Here is a 22054-nt window from a genome sequence, read left to right as displayed (position 1 = left end):
CGCCCACCCCCGCGCCGGCCGCGCCCGCCCCGCGCGCCGAGCCCGGCCTGGTGCACCTGCACCCGGTGCGCTCGGGCCAGCAGGTGTACGCGCAGGAACGCGACCTCACCGTCTGCGCCACCGTCGGCGCCGGCGCCGAGGTCATCGCCGACGGTTCCATCCATGTCTACGGCGCCCTGCGCGGCCGCGCCCTGGCCGGCGCCGCCGGCATGGCCACCGCCCGCATCTTCTGCCGTGAGTTCCATGCGGAGCTGGTCGCGGTGGCCGGGCACTACAAGGTCCTCGAGGAAATCCCGAAAGCCCTGCTCGGCAAGCCCGTGCAGATATGGCTCGAGCATGACAAGCTGCGCATCGAACAGCTCGACTGACCCCCACACAGACGCCGGCAAGGCGCGAACGCGTTACGGAGAAGAACATTGGCTGAAATCATCGTGGTGACCTCGGGCAAGGGCGGCGTCGGCAAGACCACCACCAGCGCATCGCTCGCCTGCGGCCTGGCCCGGGCCGGCAAGAAGACCGCCGTCATCGACTTCGACGTCGGCCTGCGCAACCTCGACCTGATCATGGGCTGCGAGCGCCGGGTGGTTTACGACTTCGTCAACGTGGTCAACGGCGAGGCCAGCCTCAAGCAGGCCCTGATCAAGGACAAGCGCTTCGACAACCTCCACGTGCTGGCCGCGTCGCAGACCCGCGACAAGGACGCGCTGACGATGGAGGGCGTGGAGAAGGTGCTCAAGGACCTGGGCGACGAGGGCTTCGACTTCATCGTCTGCGATTCCCCCGCGGGCATCGAGAAGGGCGCGTTCCTGGCCATGTACTTCGCCGACCGCGCCGTGGTGGTGGTGAACCCGGAAGTGAGTTCGGTGCGCGACTCCGACCGCATCCTGGGCCTGCTGGCGTCGAAGACCAAGAAGGCCGAGGCCGGCGAGCGCGTGAAGGAGCACCTGCTGCTCACCCGCTACAGCCCCAAGCGCGTCGAGGCGGGCGACATGCTCTCCATCGGCGACGTGCAGGAGATCCTGGGCCTGGACGTGGTGGGCGTCATACCGGAATCCCCGGAAGTGCTGCAGAGCTCCAATGCCGGCGTGCCGGTGATCCTGGACGAGGCCTCGCCGGCCGGCCAGGCCTACACCGACGCCGTCGCGCGCATCCTCGGCGAAGAGCGCCCGATGCGATTCACCACGGTCGAGAAGAAGGGTTTCTTCTCCAAGATGTTCGGGGGTTGAACCATGGGCATCCTTGATTTCCTCACCCAGCGGAACAAGAACACCGCCAACGTCGCCAAGAGCCGCCTGCAGATACTCATCCAGCAGGAACGTTCGATGCGCGGCGCCCCCGACTACCTGCCGCTGCTGCAGCGCGAGCTGCTGGAAGTGATCCGCAAGTACATCAACGTGGACTCCGACGCGGTGAAGGTGGACCTGCACAAGGACGGCGATTCCGAGCTGCTCGACATCTCGGTGCAGCTGCCGGAGAAACCGGCCGCCGCCAACGGCTGAACCATGGTCCTGCGGCTGGGCGACATCGGCTTCGGCCCGGCCGCGGCCCTGCTTGCCTCCCACGGCCTGCACCTGCAGGCCGTGCCGGAGGGAGAAACCATCCCCGGCAGCTACTGGGGCGAATGCGAGGCCGGCCTGATCGGCACCACGGTCTACGCCCGCCCCGACACGCCCGTGCACTCGCTGCTGCACGAGGCCTGCCACCTGATCGTCATGCCGCCCGAGCGGCGCGCCCGGGTGCACACCGACGCCACCGATTCGGTGCCCGAGGAAGACGCCACCTGCTACCTGCAGATCCTGCTGGCCGACCAGCTGCCCGGCGTCGGCCGCGAGCGCCTGATGGCCGACATGGACGCCTGGGGCTACACCTTCCGCCTCGGCTCGGCCCGCGCCTGGTTCGAACAGGACGCCGAAGACGCCCGCGCCTTCCTCGCCGACCGCCAGCTCCTGCCCTGAGCTCCGGGCCTTGCGCGGGGCGTGGTGGGGGGGCTAGCCTTTCGGGCGCTCTTCCCGCCCCGTTTCCTGGAGTATTCCCCGTGAAATCCCAACGCGCCCTGCTGGCGCTCGCCATCACCGCCGGCCTGCTGGCCCTGTCCGGCTGCAAGCCCTCCGACCAGGACGCCGCCCCCGGCGCCGCCTCCGCCCCGGCCGAGGACGCCGACGCCTTCGTGGCGCGCGTCAACCAGACCGTCAAGGAGATGACCCCCGAGCTGACCGCCGCCGCCTGGCTCGGCGCCACCTACATCAACAAGGACAGCCAGCGCGTCGAGTCCGCCGCCAACGAGCGCTGGCTGGCCAAGAACAACGAGTTCATCGCCCAGGCCAAGACCTACGCCACCGAGGGCCTGCAGGCCGACACCGCGCGCGCCATCCACCTGCTCAAGACCAGCTCCTCCATGCCCGCCCCGCGCGACCCGGCCAAGCTCAAGGAGCTCGCCGAGATCGCCAGCCGCATGGGCGCCACCTACGGCGCCGGCAAGTGGTGCGTGGGCGAGGACTGCAAGGACATCGGCCAGGTCAGCGAAATCCTCGCCGACACCCAGGGCAGCAGCTACGACGAGATGAAGGCCGCCTGGGAAGGCTGGCACACCATCGCCCAGCCGATGCGCAAGGACTACCAGCGCTTCGTCGAGCTCACCAACGAAGGCGCCGTGGAAATGGGCTTCGCCAACACCGGCGACGTCTGGCGCGCCGGCTACGACATGCCCGCCGACGACTTCAAGGCCGAGGCCGACCGCCTCTGGGGCCAGGTGCAGCCGCTGTACGAGCAGCTGCAGTGCTACACCCGCGAGAAGCTGGTGGAGAAGTACGGCGAGCAGGGTTCGGTGGACGGCATGATCCCGGCCCACCTCACCGGCAACCTGTGGCAGCAGGACTGGGGCAACCTCTGGCCGCTGCTGCAGCCCTACGAGGGCGTGGGGAGCCTCGACGTCACCGGCGCCCTGAAGAAGCAGCGTGACTCCATCCTGGCCGACCTGGTGTCCAAGGCCGGCGGCATGGGCAAGCTCACCGCCTCGCAGCAGGTGGAGATCGAGCGCCAGGCCGACCTGGAAATGGCCACCCGCATGACCAAGCTGGCCGAGAGCTTCTACACCGGCCTGGGCATGCCGGCCCTGCCGGAGAACTTCTACGCCGACTCGATGCTGGTGCAGCCGCGCGACCGCGACGTGGTCTGCCACGCCAGCGCCTGGCCGATGAACACCGTGGGCGACGACGTGCGCATCAAGATGTGCATCAAGCCCAACGAGGAAGAGCTCACCACCATCTACCACGAGCTCGGCCACGTGTATTACTACCTGGCCTACAAGGACCAGGCGCCGATCTTCCAGTCGGGCGCGCACGACGGCTTCCACGAGGCCATCGGCGACACCATCGTGCTGTCGATGACCCCGGAATACCTGGCCTCGATCGGCCTGGTGGACAAGCCGGCGGTGAGCGAGGAAGCCGTGATCAACGGCCAGATGCGCATGGCCCTGGCCAAGGTGGCCTTCCTGCCCTTCGGCCTGATGATCGACCAGTGGCGCTGGGGCGTGTTCGACGGTTCCATCACCCCGGACAAGTACAACCAGGCGTGGTGGGAGCTCAAGGCGAAGTACCAGGGCGTGGCCCCGGCCGGCGGCCCGCGCGGCGAGGAGTTCTTCGACGCCGGCGCCAAGTACCACGTGCCGGGCAACACCCCGTACACGCGCTACTTCCTGTCGCACATCCTGCAGTTCCAGTTCTACAAGTCGCTGTGCGACGCGTCGGGCCACGAAGGCCCGCTGTACACCTGCAACTTCGCCAACAACCCGGAAGCCGGCAAGCGCTACTGGGCGATGATGCAGCGTGGCGCCAGCCAGCCGTGGCAGCAGACGCTCAAGGAGCTGACCGGCGGCGAGCAGATGGACGCCTCGGCGGTGCTGGAGTACTTCGCGCCGCTGCAGGCCTGGCTGCAGGAACAGAACCAGGGCAATACCTGCGGCTGGGACGCCGCCAAGTCCTGATCCCGGGCTGGAAAGGTAAGCACGACGGCCGGCGGGGCGACCCGCCGGCCGTTCGTTTTTGGTGCTAGCGTGCGCGCCATGGAAGAACTGCAGGTCCAGCGCGCCACCCACCACGAACTCGACGAACTGCTGCCGCTGTTCGCCGGCTACCTGCGCTTCTACGGCAAGCCGGTGGACGAGGCGCGCGTGCACGCCTTCCTCTCGGCCCGGCTGCGGGCGAACGAGTCGGTGGTGTTCCTGGCCCGGCGCGGCGAAACCTGCCTGGGCTTCGTGCAGCTCTACCCCGCGTGGTCGAGCCTGTCGCAGGCGCGCAGCTGGATCCTCAACGACCTGTTCGTCAGCCCGGAAGCCCGCGGCGGCGGCGTGGCGCGCGCGCTGATGGAGGCCGCGCGCCAGTTCGGCGCCGAAACCGGCGCGGTGGAACTGTTCCTGCAGACGGCGCGCGACAACGCCACGGCCCGGCGGCTGTATGAATCACTCGGCTGGCGCCGCGACGACGAATTCCTGGTCTATACCCTCGACCCGCGCGCCTAGGCCGCGCGGGCGCCGTGCGCCGCGTACCAGCGCCACAGCCCCCAGGCCACGAGCGTGAACGCGGCGGACGTGACCGCCATCAGCAGCCCGTCGTGGCTGACCAGCGGCGACAGCAGGCCGGCGATGGCTGCGTTCGACAGCAGGCCCACGAAAGCCTGCATCGACGACGCGCCGCCGCGGTGGCGCGGGTACATGTCCAGCAGCGACAGCGTGACGATGGGGAACACGAGGGCGATGCCGAAGGCGCCCAGCGCGGTCGGCAACACGGCCCAGGGCAGCGTGGGCGCGTCGGTGAGCGCGTTGTAGCCCAGGTTGTACGCGGCCGCCACGCCGCAGCAGGCGAAGCCCCACTCCACCAGCCGCCGGCCCGGCACGCGTCCCGCCGCCTGCCCGCTGACGAAGGCGCCCAGCATCATTCCGCCGATGGTGGGCGCGAAGAACCAGACGAAATCCTGCACGCCCAGCCCCAGCAGCCCCATCACGAAATCCGGCGCCGAGGCGATGTACAGGAACAGCGCGCCGAAGTTCGCCGTGCCCGCCAGCGCCAGCAGTCGGAACTTGCGGTTCGAGAGCATGGCGCCGTAATCGCGCGCCAGCGTCAGCGGGTGCAGCGGCACGCGGTTCTCCGGCGGGTGGCTCTCGGGCAGGCCCCAGGCGGTGAGCGCCAGCAGCAGTGCGCCGAACCCCGCCAGGAACCAGAAGATGCCGTGCCATTCCGAGTACCCCAGGATCCAGCCGCCGATCACCGGTGCGATCGCCGGCGCGACGCCGAAGATCATCGAGATCTGGCTCATCAGGCGCTGGGCGTCGTCGCCCTGCAGGCAGTCGCGCACCACCGCGCGCCCGACGATCAGGCCGACGCCGGCCGACAGGCCCTGCACTGCGCGGTAAGCCAGCATGGTCGTCATGTCGGTGGCCAGCGCCGCGCCGACCGAGGCCAGCGTGAAGACCACGATGCCCGCCAGCAGCACCTTCTTGCGGCCCACCGCGTCGGAAATGGGGCCGTGGAAGAGCGACATGGCCGCGTAGCCGATCAGGTACACGCTGATCGTCTGCTGCATGGCCACCTTGCCCACGCCCAGGTCCTTCGCCATCACCGGGAAGGCCGGGAACACCGTGTCGATGGAAAACGGCCCGAACATGGCCAGCCCGCCCAGGATCAAGGCCAGCCGGGCGCGGGAGATTTGCAGGTGGTGGATCATCGGGGCCACGCGGGGGAAAACCGTGCCAGCATACGCCGGCCCCGCTGGCCGCGCCTTGAATGGCGCCCCGAATGACGCCACCTGCACACCATGACCGACGCCGCCACCGCCTCCCCCGAGTCCCCGCCGGTCCCCGACCGCAGCGTCGCCGCCGTGCTGCGCGAACTGCTGCCCTTCCTCAAGCCCTACACCGGCCGCATCCTGCTGGCGCTCGCCTGCCTGGCCACGGCCAAGTTCGCCAACCTGGGCGTGCCTTTGGTGCTGAAGGAACTGGTGGACAGCCTGGACGTGGCCCCCAGCCTGCTGGTGCTGCCGCTGGGCCTGCTGGTGGCCTACGGCGCCGCGCGCCTGTCGGTGACGCTGTTCACCGAGCTGCGCACCATCGTCTTCGCCCGCGTCATGGCGCGCAGCTCGCGCACGGTGATGCTGCGCGTGTTCCGGCACCTGCACGCGCTGAGCCTGCGCTTCCACCTCAATCGCCGCACCGGCGGCGTGGCGCGCGACGTCGAGCGCGGCGGCACCGCCATCTCCGACCTGCTGGACTGGACCATCTACACCATCCTGCCCACCCTGCTCGAGATCACCCTGGTGACGGCGGTGCTGGTGTGGCAGTACGACTGGACCTTCGCCGCCATCACGCTCGGCACCATCGCCGCCTACGTGGCCTGGACCTTCCGCGTCACCGAATGGCGCACGCGTTTCTACCGCGCCGCGGTGGAAGCCGACACCCGCGCCAGCGCCCGCGCGGTGGACTCGCTGCTCAACTACGAGACGGTGAAGTACTTCAACAACGAGGACCACGAGGCCCGCCGCTACGACGACAACCTGCGCCAGATGGAGGAGGCCACGGTGAAGAGCCTCAAGTCGCTGGCCGTGCTCAACCTGGGCCAGAGCGCCATCATCGCCGTCGGCATCACCGCGCTGATGTGGCGCGCGGCCGCCGGCGTGGTGGCCGGCGAAATGACCCTGGGCGACCTAGTGCTGGTGAACGCCTACCTGCTGCAGCTGTCGGCGCCGCTGAACTTCCTGGGCATGGTCTACCGCGAAGTGAAGCAGGCCATCACCAACATCGAGCGCCTGTTCGGCCTGCTCGACGAAGCCCAGGAAGTGCGCGACCGCCCCGACGCCCGCGCCCTGGTCACGCACCAGCCACGGGTCGATTTCGAGGACGTGCGCTTCGGCTACGACGGGCGCCGTGAAATCCTGCACGGCGTCAGCTTCTCCATCCCGCCCGGCGGCACGCTGGCGGTGGTGGGCCACTCGGGCAGCGGCAAGAGCACGCTTTCTCGCCTGCTTTACCGCTTCTACGAAATCCAGTCCGGCGCCATCCGCATCGACGGCCAGGACCTGCGCGAGCTGGCCCAGGACAGCGTGCGCGCCGCCATCGGCATCGTTCCCCAGGACACAGTGCTGTTCAACGACACCATCCGCTACAACATCCGCTACGGCCGCCCCGGCGCCAGCGACGCCGAGGTGGAGGCCGCCGCGCGCTCGGCGCACATCCACGACTTCATCCTGTCCCTGCCCGACGGCTACGACAGCGAGGTGGGCGAACGCGGCCTCAAGCTCAGCGGCGGCGAGAAGCAGCGCGTGGCCATCGCCCGCGCCCTGCTCAAGAACCCGGCCATCCTGATCTTCGACGAAGCCACCTCGGCGCTCGATTCGGCCAGCGAGCAGGCCATCCAGGACGAACTCGACCGCATCGCCGTGGGCCGCACCACGCTCGTCATCGCCCACCGCCTGTCCACGGTGATGGACGCCGACGAGATCCTGGTGCTGGACAAGGGCGTGGTGCTCGAACGCGGCAGCCACGCCGCCCTGCTGGCCAGGGACGGGCACTACGCCCGCATGTGGCGCCTGCAGCAGCAGGAACAGGCGCTGCCGTCGCCCGCCCCGGGGCGGTAGAATCCGGGGTCTGATCCGCCCCGGTACCGACCCCGAATGACCGAACCCGCCCGCCCCACCTTCCACGGTTTCGAACAGATCCCGCTGCGCGAGTACGCCGAGCGCGCCTACCTGGACTATTCGATGTACGTGGTGCTGGACCGCGCCCTGCCCTTCCTGGGCGACGGCCTCAAGCCCGTGCAGCGCCGCATCATCTACGCCATGAGCGAACTGGGCCTGGGCGCCACCGCCAAGCCCAAGAAGAGCGCGCGCACCGTCGGCGACGTGATCGGCAAGTTCCACCCGCACGGCGACAGCGCCTGCTACGAAGCGCTGGTGCTGATGGCGCAGCCCTTCTCGTACCGCTACCCGCTGATCGAAGGCCAGGGCAACTTCGGCTCCACCGACGACCCGAAGTCGTTCGCGGCCATGCGCTACACAGAGTCCAAGCTCACGCCCATCGCCGAGGTGCTGCTGGGCGAGCTGGGCCAGGGCACGGTGGATTGGGTGCCGAACTTCGACGGCACCCTGCAGGAGCCCAGCTGGCTGCCGGCGCGCCTGCCGCACCTGCTGCTCAACGGCACCACCGGCATCGCCGTGGGCATGGCCACCGACATCCCGCCGCACAACCTCAACGAAGTGGTCAGCGCGGCCGTGCGCCTGCTCGACGACCCCGACGCCACCGTGCGCGACCTGTGCGAACACGTGCGCGGCCCCGACTACCCCACCGGCGCGGAAATCATCACCCCGGCCGCCGACCTGCGCGCCATCTACGAAACCGGCGGCGGCAGCGTGCGCGCCCGCGCCACCTGGTCGCGCGAAAACGCGAACATCGTCATCACCAACCTGCCCTACCAGGTGTCGCCTTCTAAGATCATGGAGCAGGTGGCGCAGCAGATGCGCGCCAAGAAGCTGCCCTGGCTGGAAGACCTGCGCGACGAATCCGACCACGAGAACCCGGTGCGCCTGGTGCTGGTGCCGCGCAGCAACCGCGTGGATTTCGAGGGTCTGATGGGCCACCTGTTCGCCACCACGGACCTCGAGAAGAGCTTCCGGGTGAACTTCAACATCATCGGGCTCGACGGCCGGCCGCAGGTGAAGAACCTGCGCGACTTCCTGTCCGAGTGGCTGCTGTTCCGCACCGACACCGTGGCGCGCCGCCTCAGGCACCGCCTGGACAAGGTCGAGCGCCGCCTGCACCTGCTCGAAGGCCTGCTGGTCGCCTTCCTGAACCTCGACGAGGTGATCCGCATCATCCGCGCCGAGGACGAGCCCAAGCCCGTGCTGATGGCGCGTTTCGGCCTGGACGAGGAGCAGGCCGACTACATCCTCGACACCAAGCTCAAGCAGCTGGCCCGCCTGGAAGAGATGAAGATCCGCGGCGAGCAGGACGAGCTGGCGAAGGAGCGCGAGAAGATCATCGGCATCCTGGGCAGCAAGGCCAAGCTCAAGAAGCAGGTGAAGGACGAGCTGCTGGCCGACGCCAGGAAGTTCGGCGACGAGCGCCGTTCGCCGCTGGTGGAGCGCGAGGCCGCCCAGGCCATCAGCGAAACCGAGCTGGTGCCCAGCGAACCGGTGACGGTGGTGCTGTCGAAGAAGGGCTGGATCCGCAGCGCCAAGGGCCACGACGTCGAGGCCGCCGCGCTGAGCTACCGCGACGGCGACGGCCTGCTGCAGGCCGCGCGCGGCCGCAGCACGCAGCAGGTGGCCTTCGTCGATTCCACCGGCCGCAGTTATTCCGCGCTGGCGCACAGCCTGCCCAGCGCGCGCGGCAACGGCGAACCGCTGAGCGGCCGCTTCTCGCCGCCGGCGGGCGCGTCCTTCATCGGCCTGGCCGTGGCCGACAACGACGCGCGCTACGTCCTGGCCTCCAGCCACGGCTACGGTTTCGTCACCCGCTTCGAGAACTTCACCGGCCGCAACAAGGCCGGCAAGCAGCTGATCAACGCCGGCGACGGCGCCGAGCTGCTGGCCCCGGTGCCGGTGAACGACCCGAAGACCGACTTCATCGTCTCCATCACCAGCGCCGGCCACCTGTTGGCCTTCCCGCTGGCCGAGCTGCCCGAGCTGGACAAGGGCAAGGGCAACAAGCTGGTGCAGATCCCGCCGGCCAAGCTGAAATCGGGCGAGGAAAAGGTGGTGGCCGTGGCCAGCGTGAAGCAGGGCGGCGAGCTCACCATCTATTCCGGCCGCCAGAAACTGGTGCTCAGCTGGCGCGACCTGCAGGCCTACGAAGGCAGCCGCGCCAGCCGCGGCAACCTGCTGCCGCGCGGCTTCACCAAGGTGGACCGGGTCGAGACGGCCTGACGGCCTCAGCCCGGGCGGCCGGCGCGCCGGTCGTAGTCGTCGGCCAGCGCGCGCAAGGCGCTGGCGCCGTCCCCTTCGTAGGCAGGGCCGTGCATCAGCGCCAGCGTGCGCGGCGCCAGGTCCGCCAGGCCGCGGATGGTCGTGCCCATGGCCGGGTTGAGCGAGGAATAGCGGAACAGCTCCTCGGCGGCGATGGCCGGCCCGACGATGTCACCCGTCACCAGCGCCGGGCCATTGCCCAGCTGGGTGAACAGGTCGCCGCACAGCAGCGTCCCGGTGGACTCCTCGTACAGCACGGCCGCGTCCCAGGCATGCGGCGTGTGCGGCGTGTCCAGGTAGCGCAGGCGCTTCCCGCCACCCAGGTCGATGACCTCGCCGTCGGCCAGCAGGCGGGGCGCGCGGTCGGCCAGGTCATCCAGCTGGACCGAGCAGGCCGTCTGGCCATGCGCCACCTGGGCGTGCGGGGCCAGAGCCAGCCACTCGTTCATCGAGCCGCATTCGTCGGCCTCGACGTGGCCGAACGAAATCCAGCGCAGGCGCCCGGGCGCCATCACCCGGGCCACCGCGTCCCGCACCAGCGGGAACATCCGGCGCGGCCCGGTGTGGAACAGCAGCGGCTCGTCGCCGAGTACCAGGAACTGGTTGAAGGTGAACCCGGCCGGCGCTTCGATGCCGGGGACGAAGGTGGAAAGCCGGTAGATGCCGGCGGCGATTTCATGGACTTGGGTGCGCATGGTGGACTCCAGGGAAGCGCCCCGGCCGACCCCGGCCGCGGCTGTCGTTAAATGACTGAACACCACTGTGCATTTAAATACCGCTCCGGTCAATATGGGCGAACACCTGTGTATAATCATTGTTCATGACCCGGCCCTACACCCTCAAACGGCGCGCCCAGCAGCAGTCCGAGACCCGGCGACGGATCGTCGAGGCCGCCGTCGACCTGCATGGCGAACTGGGGCCCGCCCGAACGTCGCTGAGCCAGGTGGCTGAGCGCGCGGGGGTGCAGCGCAACACGCTGTACGCGCATTTCCCGGACGAGCGCAGCCTGCTGATGGCCTGCTCCGCCCTGTCGCTGGAGCGCGACCCGCTGCCCGACGCCGCGGCCTGGCGCGGCATCGCCGACCGGACCGCGCGACTGCGCACCGGCCTGGCCGCGGTACACGCCTGGTACCAGCGCAATGCCGAGCTGGCCGGCTGCGTGCTGCGTGACGCCGAGTACCACGCACCGACGCGGGAAGTGGCGGAACTCCGGCTGGGTCCTGCGCTGGCGGCCTGCGAGGACGTGCTGGGCGAAGGCCTGGCCGCCACGCCGCGCGCACTGCTGCGCCTGGCGCTGGCTTACCCGACCTGGCGCAGCCTGGTGCGCGACGGCGGGCTGTCACCCGAAGCCGCCGTCGACGCGCTGGTGAAGGCGATCCTCACCAACGCGGCGCCCTGATACCCGCGGCGACCCGCAGGGTGGACCGGGCAGGTTCGGCGTGAGACGCTGCGGCCAAGGAGCCACCATGCCGCGATTCCTCGTTTGCCTCACTGCCCTCCTCCTGGCCGCCCCGATCGCGGCGCGCGCGGAAACCGCGACGCTGGAGCTGCAGCTGGTCGAGAACATGACCGGCCCGGTGGTGGTTAACTTCTTCGGCGAGAAATCGCCTGGAAGCTGCAAGGCCAAGCGGCGCATCGCCAGCATCAGCCATGGCAACCCATTCGTGCGCACCAAGGGCAACGAGGGCTTCCCGGTGCCCGCGGGCACGGAATACCGCCTGTTCGTCAGCCTGGTTCCGCCGGGCGTGGCCAACACCTGCCAGTTCGTGGGCGCATTCACGCCGGACGCCGGCGGGCATTACGTGCTGACCGCGGTGTTCGACCTGCAGCCCGACCGCAAGTACAACTGCGGGCTGGTGCTTGAGAAGAAGTCTGGCGACACCGCCGAACCCGCCACGCTGCAAGTAGCCCCCTGCCGCTGACCCCGCCGGCGCGCAGCGCGACGCGCCGGGTGCTTACTGGCGCTGCGCCGCCAGCCGGAACAACTGCGCGGCCGCCAGCCACAGCCCGCACATGACGCCGGTGAACACGAACACATGGCCGTGACCGCCCAGCCAGGCGTACAGGCATGCCGCCACCTGGGCCACGGCCGTGGCCACCATGGCCCAGGCCAGGCCGCGCGGCCGCAGGCGTGAAACCACTGCGCCGACGAGGGCCACCGCGATGACGCCGAAGAAGATGTCGTTCACCGGGTTGTCCTCGCTGCCGATGATGCCCACCGCCAGGTTGGCCCACACCGTCAGGAAGCTGGCGCCGACGGCGATGGCGGCCGCCACCAGGTAGGCGTTGCTGCGCGCCATCCGCACCGCCACTTCATAGGCCAGGCACACGGCCAGCAGCATGCCGCCCATCACCAGGAAATCGAAGGCATCCCACTGCACTTCGTCCGTGAACTGCATGGCCACCGCCGGCAGCAGCAGCAAGGCCGCCGCACCACCCCACACCAGCGGCCGGAGCCGGTGGCCGAAGTGCATCGGGTTTTCCATCGTGGTCGTCATTAGTGTTCTCCCGGGTTCCTGGCGCCCGTCCCCCGGGCGGCCTGGGGGAAGCATGGACAGGATATCTGGCATTTTGCGGGCAGGCCGCGGGCCGTCGGCGGGCAACCGTCGGGCGGCTTGACCCGCCTGGCCGGCCACCACACGATGGCCCGGCATGTCCCATCCGGCCCTCGACATCGAAGCCGCCTATCTCCGCGGCGACCTGGACGCCCTGCGCGCCGCGCTGGGAAATCCGCCCGACTTCCCGCACACCCGCGACGACTGCGGCGGCAGTTGCCTGGCCAATGCGCTCTACCGCGCGCCCATCGGCCTGGTGCGCGCGCTCCTTGAACGGGGTGCGGACCCGAACGAACCCGCGGACGACGGTTTTCCGCCCCTATTCGCCGCACTGGGCAGCAACCATCCCGATACCGCCGAACGCGTGGCCTTGCTGCTTCGGCATGGCGCCGACCCCAACCAGCGTGGCGTCAACGACTACACCGCCCTGCACCAGGCCGCCTGTTCGGACAACGCCGACGCCGTGCACCTGCTGCTGGCCGCCGGCGCCGACCCCCAGGCGCGCACGCGCATCGACCATTACGCGACGGCGCTGGAGGAAGCGGAGCATTTCGGGCACCCCGTGGGGGCCGCGGCCTTGCGGCAGGCGCTGGGGCTGGGTCCCCGGGCAGGGGAAGATTCCCGTTGACTCCAGCCGGGCTTGGCGTTATCCCGGCTTGCGGCCTGATTCCCGCCGTTCCGCGAAGGAGAGTCCATGAGCTCGTACATCTGCACGAAATGCGGCGGTACCGAATACAGCCGCAATGAAATCCGCACCGAAGGCGGTTTACTGTCGGCCGCCTTCGACATCTCCACCAACCGCTTCACCGCGGTGAGCTGCGAGAACTGCGGCTTCACCGAGCTGTACCGGACGAACGTCGGCGCGGGTTCGAAGATCTTCGATTTCCTGGTCTCCTAGGACAGCCATGACGCCGCAGACCGCCGCCCTGATGGCGGACTACAACCGCTGGATGAACGAGCGCATGTTCGACGCGGCCGCCACGCTCGATGACATGGCGCTCGCGGCCGACAAGGGCGCCTTTTTCGGCTCCATCCTGGGCACGCTGAACCACATCGCCGTCGCCGACACGATCTGGCTGCATCGCTTCGCCGCGCACGAGGCTTCGTTCGCCAGCCTCGACGCGCTTTCCCGCTTCGCGCAGCCTTCCTCCCTTGCGCAGCCGGTCGCACCGGACCTGGCAGGCCTGCGCCGCTACCGGTACGACCTGGATGAACTCATCCGGCAGTGGGTGGCCGAACTGTCGCCGGCGCACCTGGCGTCCGACCTCACTTACACGAACATGGCCGGCGTCGCGTCCCGCCGGAATTTCGGCGCCCTGCTGCAGCACTTCTTCAACCACCAGACGCACCACCGCGGCCAGGTGTCGACGCTGTTGTTCCAGTCCGGCGTGGACGTCGGCGTCACCGACCTGCTGGCGCTCATCCCACGCCTTGATGCCTGAGCAAGATTCCCGTTGACAGCCGCGCGCGGGGGCGCTATCCCGGAAACCACCTCCCACGCGAGCCCAGCACGATGACCCGTTTCTACCGCGGCTTGATCGTCCTGTCGATCTCCCTGATCGCGGCGTCCACCCTGCTTCCGTTCGAACGGCCATTGCACGCCGTGTTGCCGCGGGACCAGCCACTGCCCGCGTGGTTTTTCGCGGCACTGGCGCTGGTCTGTGCCGCAGCAGCCGCCTCGGCCGCGGCCGTCGGCCTGCTGCGGTTCCGGCGCTGGGGTCGCTGGCTGGGCACCGCCGCCACCCTGGTGGCGGTCGCGGCGCTTGGCTTCCTGGTGGTGGCACAGCTGGACGTCGCCCTTGGCACGCCGATCATCGCCCTTTCCGCGTTGGGCGCACTGGCGTGGGTCATCGGCCTGCTGATGGCATGGCACCCCGGCCTGGCCCCTCGCTTCCGCCCCTGACCCCGGACCGAGGAGGACCCCCTTGGCCTTCTTCAGCTTCGCCGCCTACTCGGCCTTCTGCTACTGGGTGATCTTCCTGGACGGCGCCACCGTCCTCGAAGGCTGGAAGTCCTTCTTCCTCTTCGGCTGGTTCGCCGCCAGCCTGACGGCGCAGGAACTGAAGTTCTACGTCGGCATCTCCTGGATCGCTTCGCTCGTGTTCCTGCTCATCGCCACGTTCGGGGGCGCTTAGTGCCGAACATGCGAACCGCGGCCGCCCTGCTGTTGGCAGTCTTGGTGGCCACCGGGTGTCGCCTTCCGGCCGACGGCGTGCCTGACCCGCAAGTCACCTTGGTCGGCGAACTGCACGGAACCCGCGAACATCCCCGCGCTTTCCTCGACCTGGTCGGCCAGGCGGCCGCCAGGAGCGACCAGCCCGTAGTCGTGGGCCTGGAACTTCCGCCTGACGCGGTGGCGGTGGCAAGGCGCGCGCTGCAGCTGCCCGAGTCCGAGCGCCTTGCGGTACTGCTGGAATCCAGCACCTGGGCAGAGAATCCGGACGGCCGGGCCAGCATGGCCCGCCTGGAACTCATCCGCGACCTGTTGGCCCTGGAGGCCGCCGGCGAAGCCTCAGTCATCGGAATCGACCTGCGCGAAGGAAAGCAGCACGACCTCGCGGCGCCTGCCCTGGCGCGGGTGCTTGCCGAGCGCGACGGCCAGGACAACCCGGTGATGCTGCTCGTGGGCAACGGCCATCTGGACGCCGGCGAGGGCCGCGCCACGCTCGGCCAAGCCTTCGTGAACCAAGGGTTGGCAACCACGTTGCTGACGCTGCACTACTCGGGCGGCAACGCCTGGAACTGCACTGCCGGCGCCTGCGGCCCCCGCGAACTGGGCGCCAACCTGAGTTGCCCTGAGGGTACCAGGACAATTCGGCCGGGGCTCGTCGTCGCGGATGCCTGCCTGGGCAAAGTCACGCTTTCGCCATTGGCCCGGGACGCATTGGGTCCCGCCCCTGCCACGCCGCATCGCGTCCTCTTCGTGGGCAACAGCCTGGTTTACACCGGCAACCTCCCGGCAGTGCTGGAAGCACTCTCCGCCGGGGACAACCACGCGCTGGAGGCCGACATGATCGTCACCGGCGGCGCCACTCTGTCCGACCGCGTGGCGGACGGCTCGGTAGCGCGCGCCCTGGCCACCGGCCGCTACCAGACCGTCGTGTTGCAGGAGCGCGGGGGAGACTTCCTTTGTGCGTTCGGTCCTGGCTCGTGCGTGCAGGCCCGGGCGGCACTTGCGTCACTCGCACGCCTCGCGCGGGAACATGGCGCGAGCCCCGTGTTGTTGGGTACTTACCAGGGCGACCCTCGTGCCTCGGCTTCGCTGGATTCGGCCGAGGCCATTGCGGCCCGGGATGCCGGCGTGCCCTATCTCCATGTCACGCGCCACCTGCAGGCGGGCCTGGCCACGTATCCGCGCTTGGCCTGGTTCGCCAACGATGGCATGCACCCCGGCCCTGACCTGACGCTGCTGCAGGCCCTGCTGCTGCACGAACACCTTTTCGCTCGTGTGCCCGACGCCGTCGACTTCACCGTGGAAGCACCGATCCACACCTACTCAGCGCATCTGGAGGCGGAGGCCCGCCGCGCCACCGACGTCCCCGATGGCAGCGAAGCCGCGACCTCATACACCTATGATTCAAGGCACTTCGCCCGGGTTGCCCGGCTCCTTCGCCATCCCTGACCGGGCGTTCGACCCACCGCCACCTGCCACTTGCCGGAGCAATGCCCATGAGCGAAACCACCATCCTCGTCGCCTACCGCGCCCAGCCGGGCAAGGCCGACATCGCCCGCCGGGCCATCCGCGCGCTGGTCGACACCGTGCTGGCCCGCGAGCCCGAATGCGCAGGCATCACCGTGCTGCAGGACGCGAGCGAGCCCGGGCGATTCACGCTGGTCGAGCGCTGGCCCAGCCAGGCGGTTTTCCTGGGGCCGCACATGCAGCAGCCGCACATCCAGGCCTTCATCCAGGGCGCCGGCGAATTCCTCGCGGGGCCGCCCGACATCTCGTTCTGGCACGAGGCGCGCTGAGCGCCGGTATCATCCGGGGCCGTCGCCGCCGAATAGGAACCGCCCCGCCATGCTTCGCAGTTTCCGCCTGCTCAGCCTCATCGAAGGCTTGTCGTTGATCACGCTGCTGTTCATCGCCATGCCCGCCAAGTACCAATTCGGCCACGATTTCGTCTGGCCCGTGGGAATGGCGCATGGCGTGCTGTGGCTGGCCTTCGTGGCCATGTCGCTGCTGGTCAGCCACCTGCGCAAATGGTCGGTGGGCGCCTGGCTGCTGGCCCTGCTGTGCTCGGTGGTGCCATTGGGTTTCCTGCTGCTCGATGCGCGGCTCAAGCGAGAACTCGCGGCGCCCACGGCTGGACAGCCGGCCACGGCCTCGCCAAAGTGAAATCCATCCGCTCCCGATACCAGGAACCCTTGCCGATGAAGCCCCTCGCCGCTATCGCCGCCACCCTGCTGCTGGCCGCCGCCGTCACGCCCGCGCCCGCGCTGGCCAATCCGCTGGTCGAGGCCACGCAGACCTGCTTCTCCGACAGCACCACGGGCAAGGACCGCAAGCTGCTGGGCAAGTGGATTTTCCTCGCCCTGGCCGGCCACCCCGAGATCAGCCAGCTGTCCAGCGCCAGCGCGGCCGACCACGAGGACACCTCGCGCCAGTTCGCCGCGCTGTTCATGCGCCTGGTCACGGTGGATTGCGCCAGCGAGATGCGCGCGCTGGCCCAGGCCGGCGGCCCCGAGGCAATGAAGCTGCCCTTCGAGCACCTGGGCCAGATCGCCATGCAGGAGCTCATGAACCACCCGAACGTGTCCGGCAACATCGCCGGTTTCGAGCGTTTCCTCGACCAGGACAAGCTCAACGCCACGCTCACGCCCTGAGCCACGGGGCCCGGCCGTGGACGATGAACTGCGCCAAGCCCTCCAGGCCGTCCTGCAGCCGGTGCAGGACGCCCAGCGCCAGCGCGCCGAGGAAGTACGGCCGGACGACAGCTACTGGTACCACCGCCCGCAGCGAAACTTCCCGCCGCCGCTGGTGCGCACGCCCGGTGAATACGACGGCGGCGAGCGCCTGTCGCTGGGCATCACCCAGACCGGCCTGACGCCCGCGAAGCAGAAGGCCCTGGTGCGCGAATGGTGCGCCCTGCTTCCCACGCTCGCGAACGTGCGCACGCTGTGGTTCCACAGCAAGGTGACGCAGGAAATGCTGGAAGCCGCCTGCGCCATGCCGGCGCTGGAAGGCCTGTACGTGAAGTGGAGCGGCATCACCTCGCTGGCGCCGATGGCGGGTTTGCCCCGGCTGGCGTATTTCCACCTGGGCAGCGCGCCCTCGGCGGAAGGCCTGGACGCCCTGGCCACCCTGCCCCGGCTGGTGGACCTTGAAATCAGCAACGTGCGCGCCGCGGCCGACCTGCGTTTCGTGGAGGGCCTGGCGGGGCTCCGCGCCCTGTCGGTCTCGGGTGATTCCAACAGCATCAAGCCGCTGAATCTTCCCGGCCTCGCGCCGCTGGCGAACCTGCACGCGCTGGAACGACTGACGCTGTCCACCGTGCGCGTGGAAAACCCATCGCTGGCACCGCTGGCCGGGCTGGCGAACCTGAAGTACCTGCGCCTGTCGAACGCCTTCCCCATGGAAAACGTGGCCTGGCTGGCGGGCCGCCGCCCCGACATCCACTGCGACAGTTTCCGGCCCACGTCGGGGCCGGTGCAGGCCTTCGGCTGCAAGCAGTGCGGCCGCAAGACGATGGTCATGACCACCGGCAAGGGCAAGGCCTGGCTGTGCCAGCACTGCGACGCCGCGCGGTTGGAAAAACACGTGGCCGCGTTCGAGGCGCTGGTGAAGGCGGCCGCCGCCGGCTGAACGCGCGGCGAACCCATGACCCGGGTCACTTGACGTCCGTTTCCGTCGCCGGGATGGTTGGATTCGAGCCCCACGGAGCCCCCCGCCATGCTGCTGCCCCTCGTTTTCGCTCTCACCACGATCGCCCCCACGCCGGCGCCGGTGCCCGAGCGCGTGTTCCAGCGCGCCAGTGAACTGGTGCCCTGGTGCCGGCAGGAAGCCGAAGCGGAACTCGTGGGCCGGGGCCTCACCACGTACCAGTGGACGGCGTCCTACCGCGACGAAGGCAACACCCTCGTGGTCGAAGGCAAGCTGCGCGCCGATGGCCGCGACTACCCCGTGAACTGCCGAATTGCCCGCGGGGCACGCGAACGTTACGCCACCATCGAAGTCTCCGAACCCGCGCCCTGACCCAGGAGGGAATCGCCATGAAACTGTTGCTGCTCGCCGTGGGTTGGTGCCTGCTGTTCGTGCTGGCCTGGCCGCTGGCGCTGGGGGTGCTGGTGCTGTGGCCGGTGCTGTGGCTCGTCAGCCTGCCATTCCGCCTGCTGGGCGTGGCGGTGGACGCCGTGTTCGCGCTGCTCAAGGCCGTGCTGTTCCTGCCCGCGCGCCTGCTGGGCTGGCGCCCGGCGCCCGCCGCCGCGGCCTGAGCCCGGGCATGCAGGCCGCCGACGTACTGCGCTTCTGGTTCGAGGAAACCGCGCCCGCACAGTGGTGGAAGGTCGACCCGGCCTTCGACGCCGTCGTGCGCCAGCGCTTCGGCGCGCTGCTCGCCGCGGCGGCCGCCGGCGAATGCTTCGACTGGCGCACGACGCCACGCGGCCGGCTGGCCGAGGTGATCGTGCTCGACCAGTTCCCCCGCAACATCCACCGTGGCACGGCGGCGGCTTTCGCCAGCGACCCGGTGGCCCTGGCGCTGGCCCAGGAGGCGGTGGCCGGTGGCGCGCTGGCGGCGCTGTCGCCGGTCGAACGCAGCTTCCTGCTGCTGCCCTACATGCACAGCGAATCGCGCCGGATCCACCAGGTGGCCGAGCCGCTCTACCGCGGGCACGCGCCGCCGGAGAACCACGACTTCGAGCTTCGGCACAAGGCGATCATCGACCGCTTCGGCCGCTATCCCCACCGCAATGCCATCCTCGGCCGGGAATCGACGCCCGCGGAACTCGAATTCCTGACCCAGCCCGGCTCGAGTTTTTGACAGCGCGGGCTCAGGCCGCCACCTCCGCCGTTTCAGCCGCCTGGTGCACCCCCGCCACCGCGCGCCCCGACGGATCCGCCGCGGCCGCGAACGCCGCGTCCCAGGCGATCGCCGCCGGTGACGAACAGGCAATCGACTTGCCGCCCGGCACCGTGCGCGCGCAGGCCTCGCCGGGAAACGCGCGTTCGAACAGTTCGCGGTACCAATAGGCTTCCTTGGTCTGCGGCGTGTTCACCGGGAAGCGCAGCGCGGCCTCGGCCAGCATGGCGTCGCTGACGCGTTGTCCGGCCAGCGCCTTCAGGCCGTCGATCCAGCCGTAACCGACGCCGTCGCTGAACTGCTCCTTCTGCCGCCACAGGATTTCGTCCGGCAGCGCGCCGGCGAAGGCCTCGCGCAGCAAGGCCTTCTCGATGCGGCCGCCGCCGCAGCGCTTGGCCTCGGCGTCCAGCGACATCGCCAGGTCCAGGAACTCCAGGTCGAGGAACGGCACCCGCGCCTCCACGCCCCAGGCCATCATGGCCTTGTTGGCGCGCAGGCAGTCGAACTGGTGCAGGGCGTCGAGCTTGCGCACGCATTCGGCGTGGAATTCGCGCGCGTCCGGCGCCTTGTGGAAGTACAGGTAGCCGCCGAAGATCTCGTCGCTGCCCTCGCCGCTGAGCACCATCTTCACGCCCATGGCCTTGATGCGCCGCGCCAGCAGGTACATGGGCGTGGAGGCGCGCACGGTGGTGACGTCGTAGCTTTCGACGTGGCGGATCACCTCGGGCAGCGCGTCCACGCCTTCGACGAAGTCGTAGGTGAAACCGTGGTGCACCGTGCCCAGCGCCTTCGCCGCCTTTTCCGCGGCCGCCAGGTCGGGCGAACCCGGAAGGCCGATGGCGAAGCTGTGCAGGCGCGGCCACCAGGCCTCGCTGCGGTCGCCGTCCTCCACCCGCTGGCGGGCGAACTTCGCCGCGCAGGCCGCCACCAGCGACGAATCCAGCCCGCCGCTCAGCAGCACGCCGTAGGGCACGTCGGTCATCAGCTGGCGGTGTACGGCGCGCTCGAAGCCCTCGCGCAGGTCCTGCGGCGCCACGGTGACGCCGCGGGTGGTTTCGTAGTCGCGCCAGGCGCGCTCGTGGAAGCGCGCGAGCTCGCCGCTGGCGCTGTCGTAAACGTGGCCCGGCGGAAAGGCCGACACGTCGTCGCACAGCCGCGCCAGCGCCTTCATTTCCGACGCCACCCAAAGCCGGCCGTCGCCGTCGTGGCCCCAGTACAGCGGGCAGACGCCGAGCGGGTCGCGTGCCACCACCAGGCGCTGCTGCGCCTCGTCCCAGAGCGCGAAGGCGAAGATGCCGTTGAGCCGGGCCACCGCGCCCGGACCCTCCTGCAGGAACAGCGCGTTGATGATTTCGCAGTCGGACTTCGACTGGAAATCGTAGGGCGCGGCCAGGTCCTGTTCGAGTTCGCGGTGGTTGTAGATCTCGCCGTTCACCGCCAGCGCCAGCCGGCCGTCGCCCGAGCGCAGCGGCTGCGCGCCGCCGGCCGGATCGACGATGGCCAGGCGCTCGTGCACCAGCAGGCAGGCCGGCGCGGCGAACACGCCCGACCAGTCCGGCCCGCGGTGGCGCTGCAGCGCGGACAGGGACAGGGCCAGAGGCCGCAGCGGGCGAAGGTCGGCGCCGGGGCGGGCGTCGTGGACACCGAGTATCGAACACATCGTGGAAGCTCCTTTGGGCGGTTTTCGGGGACGCAAAAGCAGACGGCCCGCACTTCGTCAGTGCGGGCCGTCTTGGACTGGGGGCGGGTTTCTAGCTAGCGCGCCAAGTCGTCGACCCGCGGACGGGGACGATTGTTGTTATTGGCGTTATTGGCGGCGGTGCAGCGCATGGCCCGAGCATAGGCATGCCCGGCGCGCCGGCGCAAGCGGCCCGCCCGTTCAGCCGCCCAGGCGCAGCTTCTCTTCCACGCCCGCCGCGGCCAGGAAAGCCTCGTCGTGGCTCACCACCACCAGCCCGCCGGGGAACTGCGCCAGCGCCTCTTCCACCGCGCGCAGCGACGGCAGGTCGAGGTGGTTGTCGGGCTCGTCGAGCAGCAGCAGGCCCGGCAACACGGGGCCGCCGAGCTGGCAGGCCAGGCCCAGGCGCAGGCGTTCGCCGGCGCTCAGCGTGCCCACGCGCTGGAACACGCGCGTGCCGGTGAACAGGAACCAGGCCAGGCGTTCGCGCGCCGTGCCTTCGTGCATGGGCTGGCGGCGCAGGAACGCTTCCAGCACGGTGTCGTCGTCGCGCTCGGCGGCGCCGTGCTGGTCCACCAGCGCGATGGGCAGCGTGCCGTGCAGCACGCGGCCGGCGTCGGGCGGCGCCACGCCGGCGAGCGCACGCAGCAGGCGCGACTTGCCGCTGCCGTTCGGCCCCTGCAGCGCCAGCCGGCGCGGTCCCTGCAGCACCAGGTCGAAACCCTGCAGCAGGCAGCGGTCGCCGGCGTACAGGGCCAGGCCTTCGGCCGCCAGCAGGCGCTTGCCCGCGGGCAGCTGGAAGCCGCCCAGGTCGAGCCGGAAATCGGGCTCCAGCGCCAGCCGTTCGCGCGCCT

Annotated in this window: 28 protein-coding genes; 23 read left to right on the top strand and 5 right to left on the bottom strand. The window is 69.7% G+C overall.

Features of this window, described 5'->3' with window-relative positions; genetic code table 11:
- The 6 genes from minC to N790_RS11825 all read left to right on the top strand — a co-directional run.
- Nucleotides 1-368 (top strand): septum site-determining protein MinC (gene minC / locus N790_RS11850; RefSeq protein ID WP_043804411.1); only part of this gene is annotated, 368 nt, incomplete at its 5' end.
- A gap of 48 nt (nt 369-416) precedes the next feature.
- The gene (minD, locus tag N790_RS11845) at nt 417-1226 is read left to right on the top strand and encodes a septum site-determining protein MinD (protein ID WP_043804409.1); all 810 of its coding nucleotides are present in this window, start codon (nt 417-419) and stop codon (nt 1224-1226) included.
- 3 nt (nt 1227-1229) lie between these two features.
- Complete coding sequence (gene minE / locus N790_RS11840; protein WP_043804408.1) at nt 1230-1499, top strand: cell division topological specificity factor MinE; 270 nt, start codon at nt 1230-1232, stop codon at nt 1497-1499.
- A 3-nt stretch (nt 1500-1502) separates the two neighbouring features.
- Nucleotides 1503-1955 (top strand): hypothetical protein, encoded by a 453-nt coding sequence (locus N790_RS11835; protein WP_043804405.1) that lies wholly within the window; start codon nt 1503-1505, stop codon nt 1953-1955.
- An 80-nt stretch (nt 1956-2035) separates the two neighbouring features.
- Nucleotides 2036-3982 (top strand): M2 family metallopeptidase, encoded by a 1947-nt coding sequence (locus N790_RS11830; RefSeq protein ID WP_052385907.1) that lies wholly within the window; start codon nt 2036-2038, stop codon nt 3980-3982.
- Between the two features lie 78 nt (nt 3983-4060).
- Nucleotides 4061-4516 carry a GNAT family N-acetyltransferase gene (locus N790_RS11825; RefSeq protein ID WP_043804403.1) on the top strand — a complete coding sequence of 152 codons (456 nt, stop codon included), beginning with the start codon at nt 4061-4063 and terminating at the stop codon, nt 4514-4516.
- Here N790_RS11825 and N790_RS11820 read toward each other — a convergent pair.
- The gene (locus N790_RS11820; RefSeq protein ID WP_043804402.1) at nt 4513-5718 is read right to left on the bottom strand and encodes a multidrug effflux MFS transporter; all 1206 of its coding nucleotides are present in this window, start codon (nt 5716-5718) and stop codon (nt 4513-4515) included. The two genes, N790_RS11825 and N790_RS11820, sit on opposite strands and share 4 nt — an antisense overlap.
- Before the next feature lie 90 nt (nt 5719-5808).
- On the opposite strand from N790_RS11820, the gene N790_RS11815 reads away from it, so the two are divergent.
- Together N790_RS11815 and parC are read left to right on the top strand one after the other, a co-directional pair.
- A complete protein-coding gene (locus tag N790_RS11815) occupies nt 5809-7623 on the top strand; it encodes an ABCB family ABC transporter ATP-binding protein/permease (RefSeq protein ID WP_043804400.1) in 1815 nt (604 codons plus the stop codon).
- Nucleotides 7624-7659: 36 nt separating this feature from the next.
- Entirely contained in the window at nt 7660-9909 is a 2250-nt protein-coding gene (gene parC, locus N790_RS11810) for a DNA topoisomerase IV subunit A (RefSeq protein WP_043804398.1), read from the top strand.
- Nucleotides 9910-9914: 5 nt separating this feature from the next.
- On the opposite strand, the gene N790_RS11805 is transcribed toward parC, so the two are convergent.
- A complete protein-coding gene (locus N790_RS11805) occupies nt 9915-10643 on the bottom strand; it encodes an MBL fold metallo-hydrolase (RefSeq protein WP_043804397.1) in 729 nt (242 codons plus the stop codon).
- A 125-nt stretch (nt 10644-10768) separates the two neighbouring features.
- Here N790_RS11805 and N790_RS11800 point away from each other — a divergent pair, with 125 nt between their 5' ends.
- A complete protein-coding gene (locus N790_RS11800; protein ID WP_043804395.1) occupies nt 10769-11347 on the top strand; it encodes a TetR/AcrR family transcriptional regulator in 579 nt (192 codons plus the stop codon).
- A 67-nt stretch (nt 11348-11414) separates the two neighbouring features.
- Complete coding sequence (locus N790_RS11795) at nt 11415-11870, top strand: hypothetical protein (protein WP_043804394.1); 456 nt, start codon at nt 11415-11417, stop codon at nt 11868-11870.
- A gap of 33 nt (nt 11871-11903) precedes the next feature.
- Here the strand turns inward: N790_RS11795 and N790_RS11790 are convergent, their stop codons facing one another.
- A complete protein-coding gene (locus tag N790_RS11790) occupies nt 11904-12446 on the bottom strand; it encodes a hypothetical protein (RefSeq protein ID WP_052385906.1) in 543 nt (180 codons plus the stop codon).
- Between the two features lie 154 nt (nt 12447-12600).
- Here N790_RS11790 and N790_RS11785 point away from each other — a divergent pair, with 154 nt between their 5' ends.
- The 13 genes from N790_RS11785 (at nt 12601) to N790_RS11725 (ending at nt 19483) form a co-directional block, all read left to right on the top strand.
- Nucleotides 12601-13131 (top strand): ankyrin repeat domain-containing protein, encoded by a 531-nt coding sequence (locus tag N790_RS11785; RefSeq protein ID WP_052385905.1) that lies wholly within the window; start codon nt 12601-12603, stop codon nt 13129-13131.
- A 66-nt stretch (nt 13132-13197) separates the two neighbouring features.
- The gene (locus N790_RS11780; protein ID WP_043804392.1) at nt 13198-13401 is read left to right on the top strand and encodes a zinc ribbon domain-containing protein; all 204 of its coding nucleotides are present in this window, start codon (nt 13198-13200) and stop codon (nt 13399-13401) included.
- Between the two features lie 7 nt (nt 13402-13408).
- Nucleotides 13409-13945 carry a DinB family protein gene (locus N790_RS11775; protein WP_043804391.1) on the top strand — a complete coding sequence of 179 codons (537 nt, stop codon included), beginning with the start codon at nt 13409-13411 and terminating at the stop codon, nt 13943-13945.
- Nucleotides 13946-14016: 71 nt separating this feature from the next.
- A complete protein-coding gene (locus N790_RS11770; protein ID WP_043804389.1) occupies nt 14017-14406 on the top strand; it encodes a hypothetical protein in 390 nt (129 codons plus the stop codon).
- A gap of 22 nt (nt 14407-14428) precedes the next feature.
- Entirely contained in the window at nt 14429-14638 is a 210-nt protein-coding gene (locus tag N790_RS11765) for a hypothetical protein (protein WP_043804386.1), read from the top strand.
- Between the two features lie 8 nt (nt 14639-14646).
- Nucleotides 14647-16125 carry a hypothetical protein gene (locus N790_RS11760; RefSeq protein WP_043804385.1) on the top strand — a complete coding sequence of 493 codons (1479 nt, stop codon included), beginning with the start codon at nt 14647-14649 and terminating at the stop codon, nt 16123-16125.
- Nucleotides 16126-16172: 47 nt separating this feature from the next.
- Nucleotides 16173-16472: a putative quinol monooxygenase gene (locus N790_RS11755; RefSeq protein WP_211251993.1), complete on the top strand. Its 300-nt coding sequence runs from the start codon at nt 16173-16175 to the stop codon at nt 16470-16472.
- A gap of 49 nt (nt 16473-16521) precedes the next feature.
- A complete protein-coding gene (locus N790_RS11750; RefSeq protein ID WP_043804381.1) occupies nt 16522-16839 on the top strand; it encodes a DUF3817 domain-containing protein in 318 nt (105 codons plus the stop codon).
- 35 nt (nt 16840-16874) lie between these two features.
- The gene (locus N790_RS11745) at nt 16875-17327 is read left to right on the top strand and encodes a hypothetical protein (RefSeq protein WP_052385904.1); all 453 of its coding nucleotides are present in this window, start codon (nt 16875-16877) and stop codon (nt 17325-17327) included.
- A gap of 16 nt (nt 17328-17343) precedes the next feature.
- A complete protein-coding gene (locus N790_RS11740; RefSeq protein WP_043804378.1) occupies nt 17344-18306 on the top strand; it encodes a leucine-rich repeat domain-containing protein in 963 nt (320 codons plus the stop codon).
- Nucleotides 18307-18393: 87 nt separating this feature from the next.
- Nucleotides 18394-18696, top strand: a complete 303-nt coding sequence (locus N790_RS11735; RefSeq protein WP_052385903.1) for a hypothetical protein — start codon at nt 18394-18396, stop codon at nt 18694-18696.
- A 17-nt stretch (nt 18697-18713) separates the two neighbouring features.
- On the top strand, nt 18714-18935 hold the full coding sequence (locus N790_RS11730; protein ID WP_043804377.1) for a hypothetical protein: 222 nt from the start codon (nt 18714-18716) through the stop codon (nt 18933-18935).
- 8 nt (nt 18936-18943) lie between these two features.
- Complete coding sequence (locus N790_RS11725) at nt 18944-19483, top strand: DUF924 family protein (RefSeq protein WP_043804374.1); 540 nt, start codon at nt 18944-18946, stop codon at nt 19481-19483.
- A gap of 10 nt (nt 19484-19493) precedes the next feature.
- On the opposite strand, the gene asnB is transcribed toward N790_RS11725, so the two are convergent.
- A complete protein-coding gene (gene asnB / locus N790_RS11720) occupies nt 19494-21182 on the bottom strand; it encodes an asparagine synthase B (protein WP_043804372.1) in 1689 nt (562 codons plus the stop codon).
- Nucleotides 21183-21401: 219 nt separating this feature from the next.
- The coding region (locus tag N790_RS11715) for an ATP-binding cassette domain-containing protein (protein ID WP_156970062.1) at nt 21402-22054 on the bottom strand (653 nt) is incomplete at its 5' end.

The organism is Arenimonas malthae CC-JY-1, assembly GCF_000747075.1.
Taxonomy (GTDB): domain Bacteria; phylum Pseudomonadota; class Gammaproteobacteria; order Xanthomonadales; family Xanthomonadaceae; genus Arenimonas; species Arenimonas malthae.
This window is presented reverse-complemented; position numbering and strand designations above follow the sequence as displayed.

What these genes read in the sequence shown, in the direction of transcription:
- minE (WP_043804408.1), top strand. Translation starts at nt 1,230, where the DNA reads ATGGGCATCCTTGATTTCCTCACCCAGCGGAACAAGAACACCGCCAAC.
- N790_RS11835 (WP_043804405.1), top strand. Translation starts at nt 1,503, where the DNA reads ATGGTCCTGCGGCTGGGCGACATCGGCTTCGGCCCGGCCGCGGCCCTG.
- N790_RS11825 (WP_043804403.1), top strand. Translation starts at nt 4,061, where the DNA reads ATGGAAGAACTGCAGGTCCAGCGCGCCACCCACCACGAACTCGACGAA.
- N790_RS11820 (WP_043804402.1), bottom strand. Translation starts at nt 5,718, where the DNA reads ATGATCCACCACCTGCAAATCTCCCGCGCCCGGCTGGCCTTGATCCTG.
- N790_RS11815 (WP_043804400.1), top strand. Translation starts at nt 5,809, where the DNA reads ATGACCGACGCCGCCACCGCCTCCCCCGAGTCCCCGCCGGTCCCCGAC.
- parC (WP_043804398.1), top strand. Translation starts at nt 7,660, where the DNA reads ATGACCGAACCCGCCCGCCCCACCTTCCACGGTTTCGAACAGATCCCG.
- N790_RS11805 (WP_043804397.1), bottom strand. Translation starts at nt 10,643, where the DNA reads ATGCGCACCCAAGTCCATGAAATCGCCGCCGGCATCTACCGGCTTTCC.
- N790_RS11800 (WP_043804395.1), top strand. Translation starts at nt 10,769, where the DNA reads ATGACCCGGCCCTACACCCTCAAACGGCGCGCCCAGCAGCAGTCCGAG.
- N790_RS11795 (WP_043804394.1), top strand. Translation starts at nt 11,415, where the DNA reads ATGCCGCGATTCCTCGTTTGCCTCACTGCCCTCCTCCTGGCCGCCCCG.
- N790_RS11790 (WP_052385906.1), bottom strand. Translation starts at nt 12,446, where the DNA reads ATGACGACCACGATGGAAAACCCGATGCACTTCGGCCACCGGCTCCGG.
- N790_RS11785 (WP_052385905.1), top strand. Translation starts at nt 12,601, where the DNA reads ATGTCCCATCCGGCCCTCGACATCGAAGCCGCCTATCTCCGCGGCGAC.
- N790_RS11780 (WP_043804392.1), top strand. Translation starts at nt 13,198, where the DNA reads ATGAGCTCGTACATCTGCACGAAATGCGGCGGTACCGAATACAGCCGC.
- N790_RS11775 (WP_043804391.1), top strand. Translation starts at nt 13,409, where the DNA reads ATGACGCCGCAGACCGCCGCCCTGATGGCGGACTACAACCGCTGGATG.
- N790_RS11770 (WP_043804389.1), top strand. Translation starts at nt 14,017, where the DNA reads ATGACCCGTTTCTACCGCGGCTTGATCGTCCTGTCGATCTCCCTGATC.
- N790_RS11760 (WP_043804385.1), top strand. Translation starts at nt 14,647, where the DNA reads ATGCGAACCGCGGCCGCCCTGCTGTTGGCAGTCTTGGTGGCCACCGGG.
- N790_RS11755 (WP_211251993.1), top strand. Translation starts at nt 16,173, where the DNA reads ATGAGCGAAACCACCATCCTCGTCGCCTACCGCGCCCAGCCGGGCAAG.
- N790_RS11750 (WP_043804381.1), top strand. Translation starts at nt 16,522, where the DNA reads ATGCTTCGCAGTTTCCGCCTGCTCAGCCTCATCGAAGGCTTGTCGTTG.
- N790_RS11745 (WP_052385904.1), top strand. Translation starts at nt 16,875, where the DNA reads ATGAAGCCCCTCGCCGCTATCGCCGCCACCCTGCTGCTGGCCGCCGCC.
- N790_RS11735 (WP_052385903.1), top strand. Translation starts at nt 18,394, where the DNA reads ATGCTGCTGCCCCTCGTTTTCGCTCTCACCACGATCGCCCCCACGCCG.
- N790_RS11730 (WP_043804377.1), top strand. Translation starts at nt 18,714, where the DNA reads ATGAAACTGTTGCTGCTCGCCGTGGGTTGGTGCCTGCTGTTCGTGCTG.
- N790_RS11725 (WP_043804374.1), top strand. Translation starts at nt 18,944, where the DNA reads ATGCAGGCCGCCGACGTACTGCGCTTCTGGTTCGAGGAAACCGCGCCC.
- asnB (WP_043804372.1), bottom strand. Translation starts at nt 21,182, where the DNA reads ATGTGTTCGATACTCGGTGTCCACGACGCCCGCCCCGGCGCCGACCTT.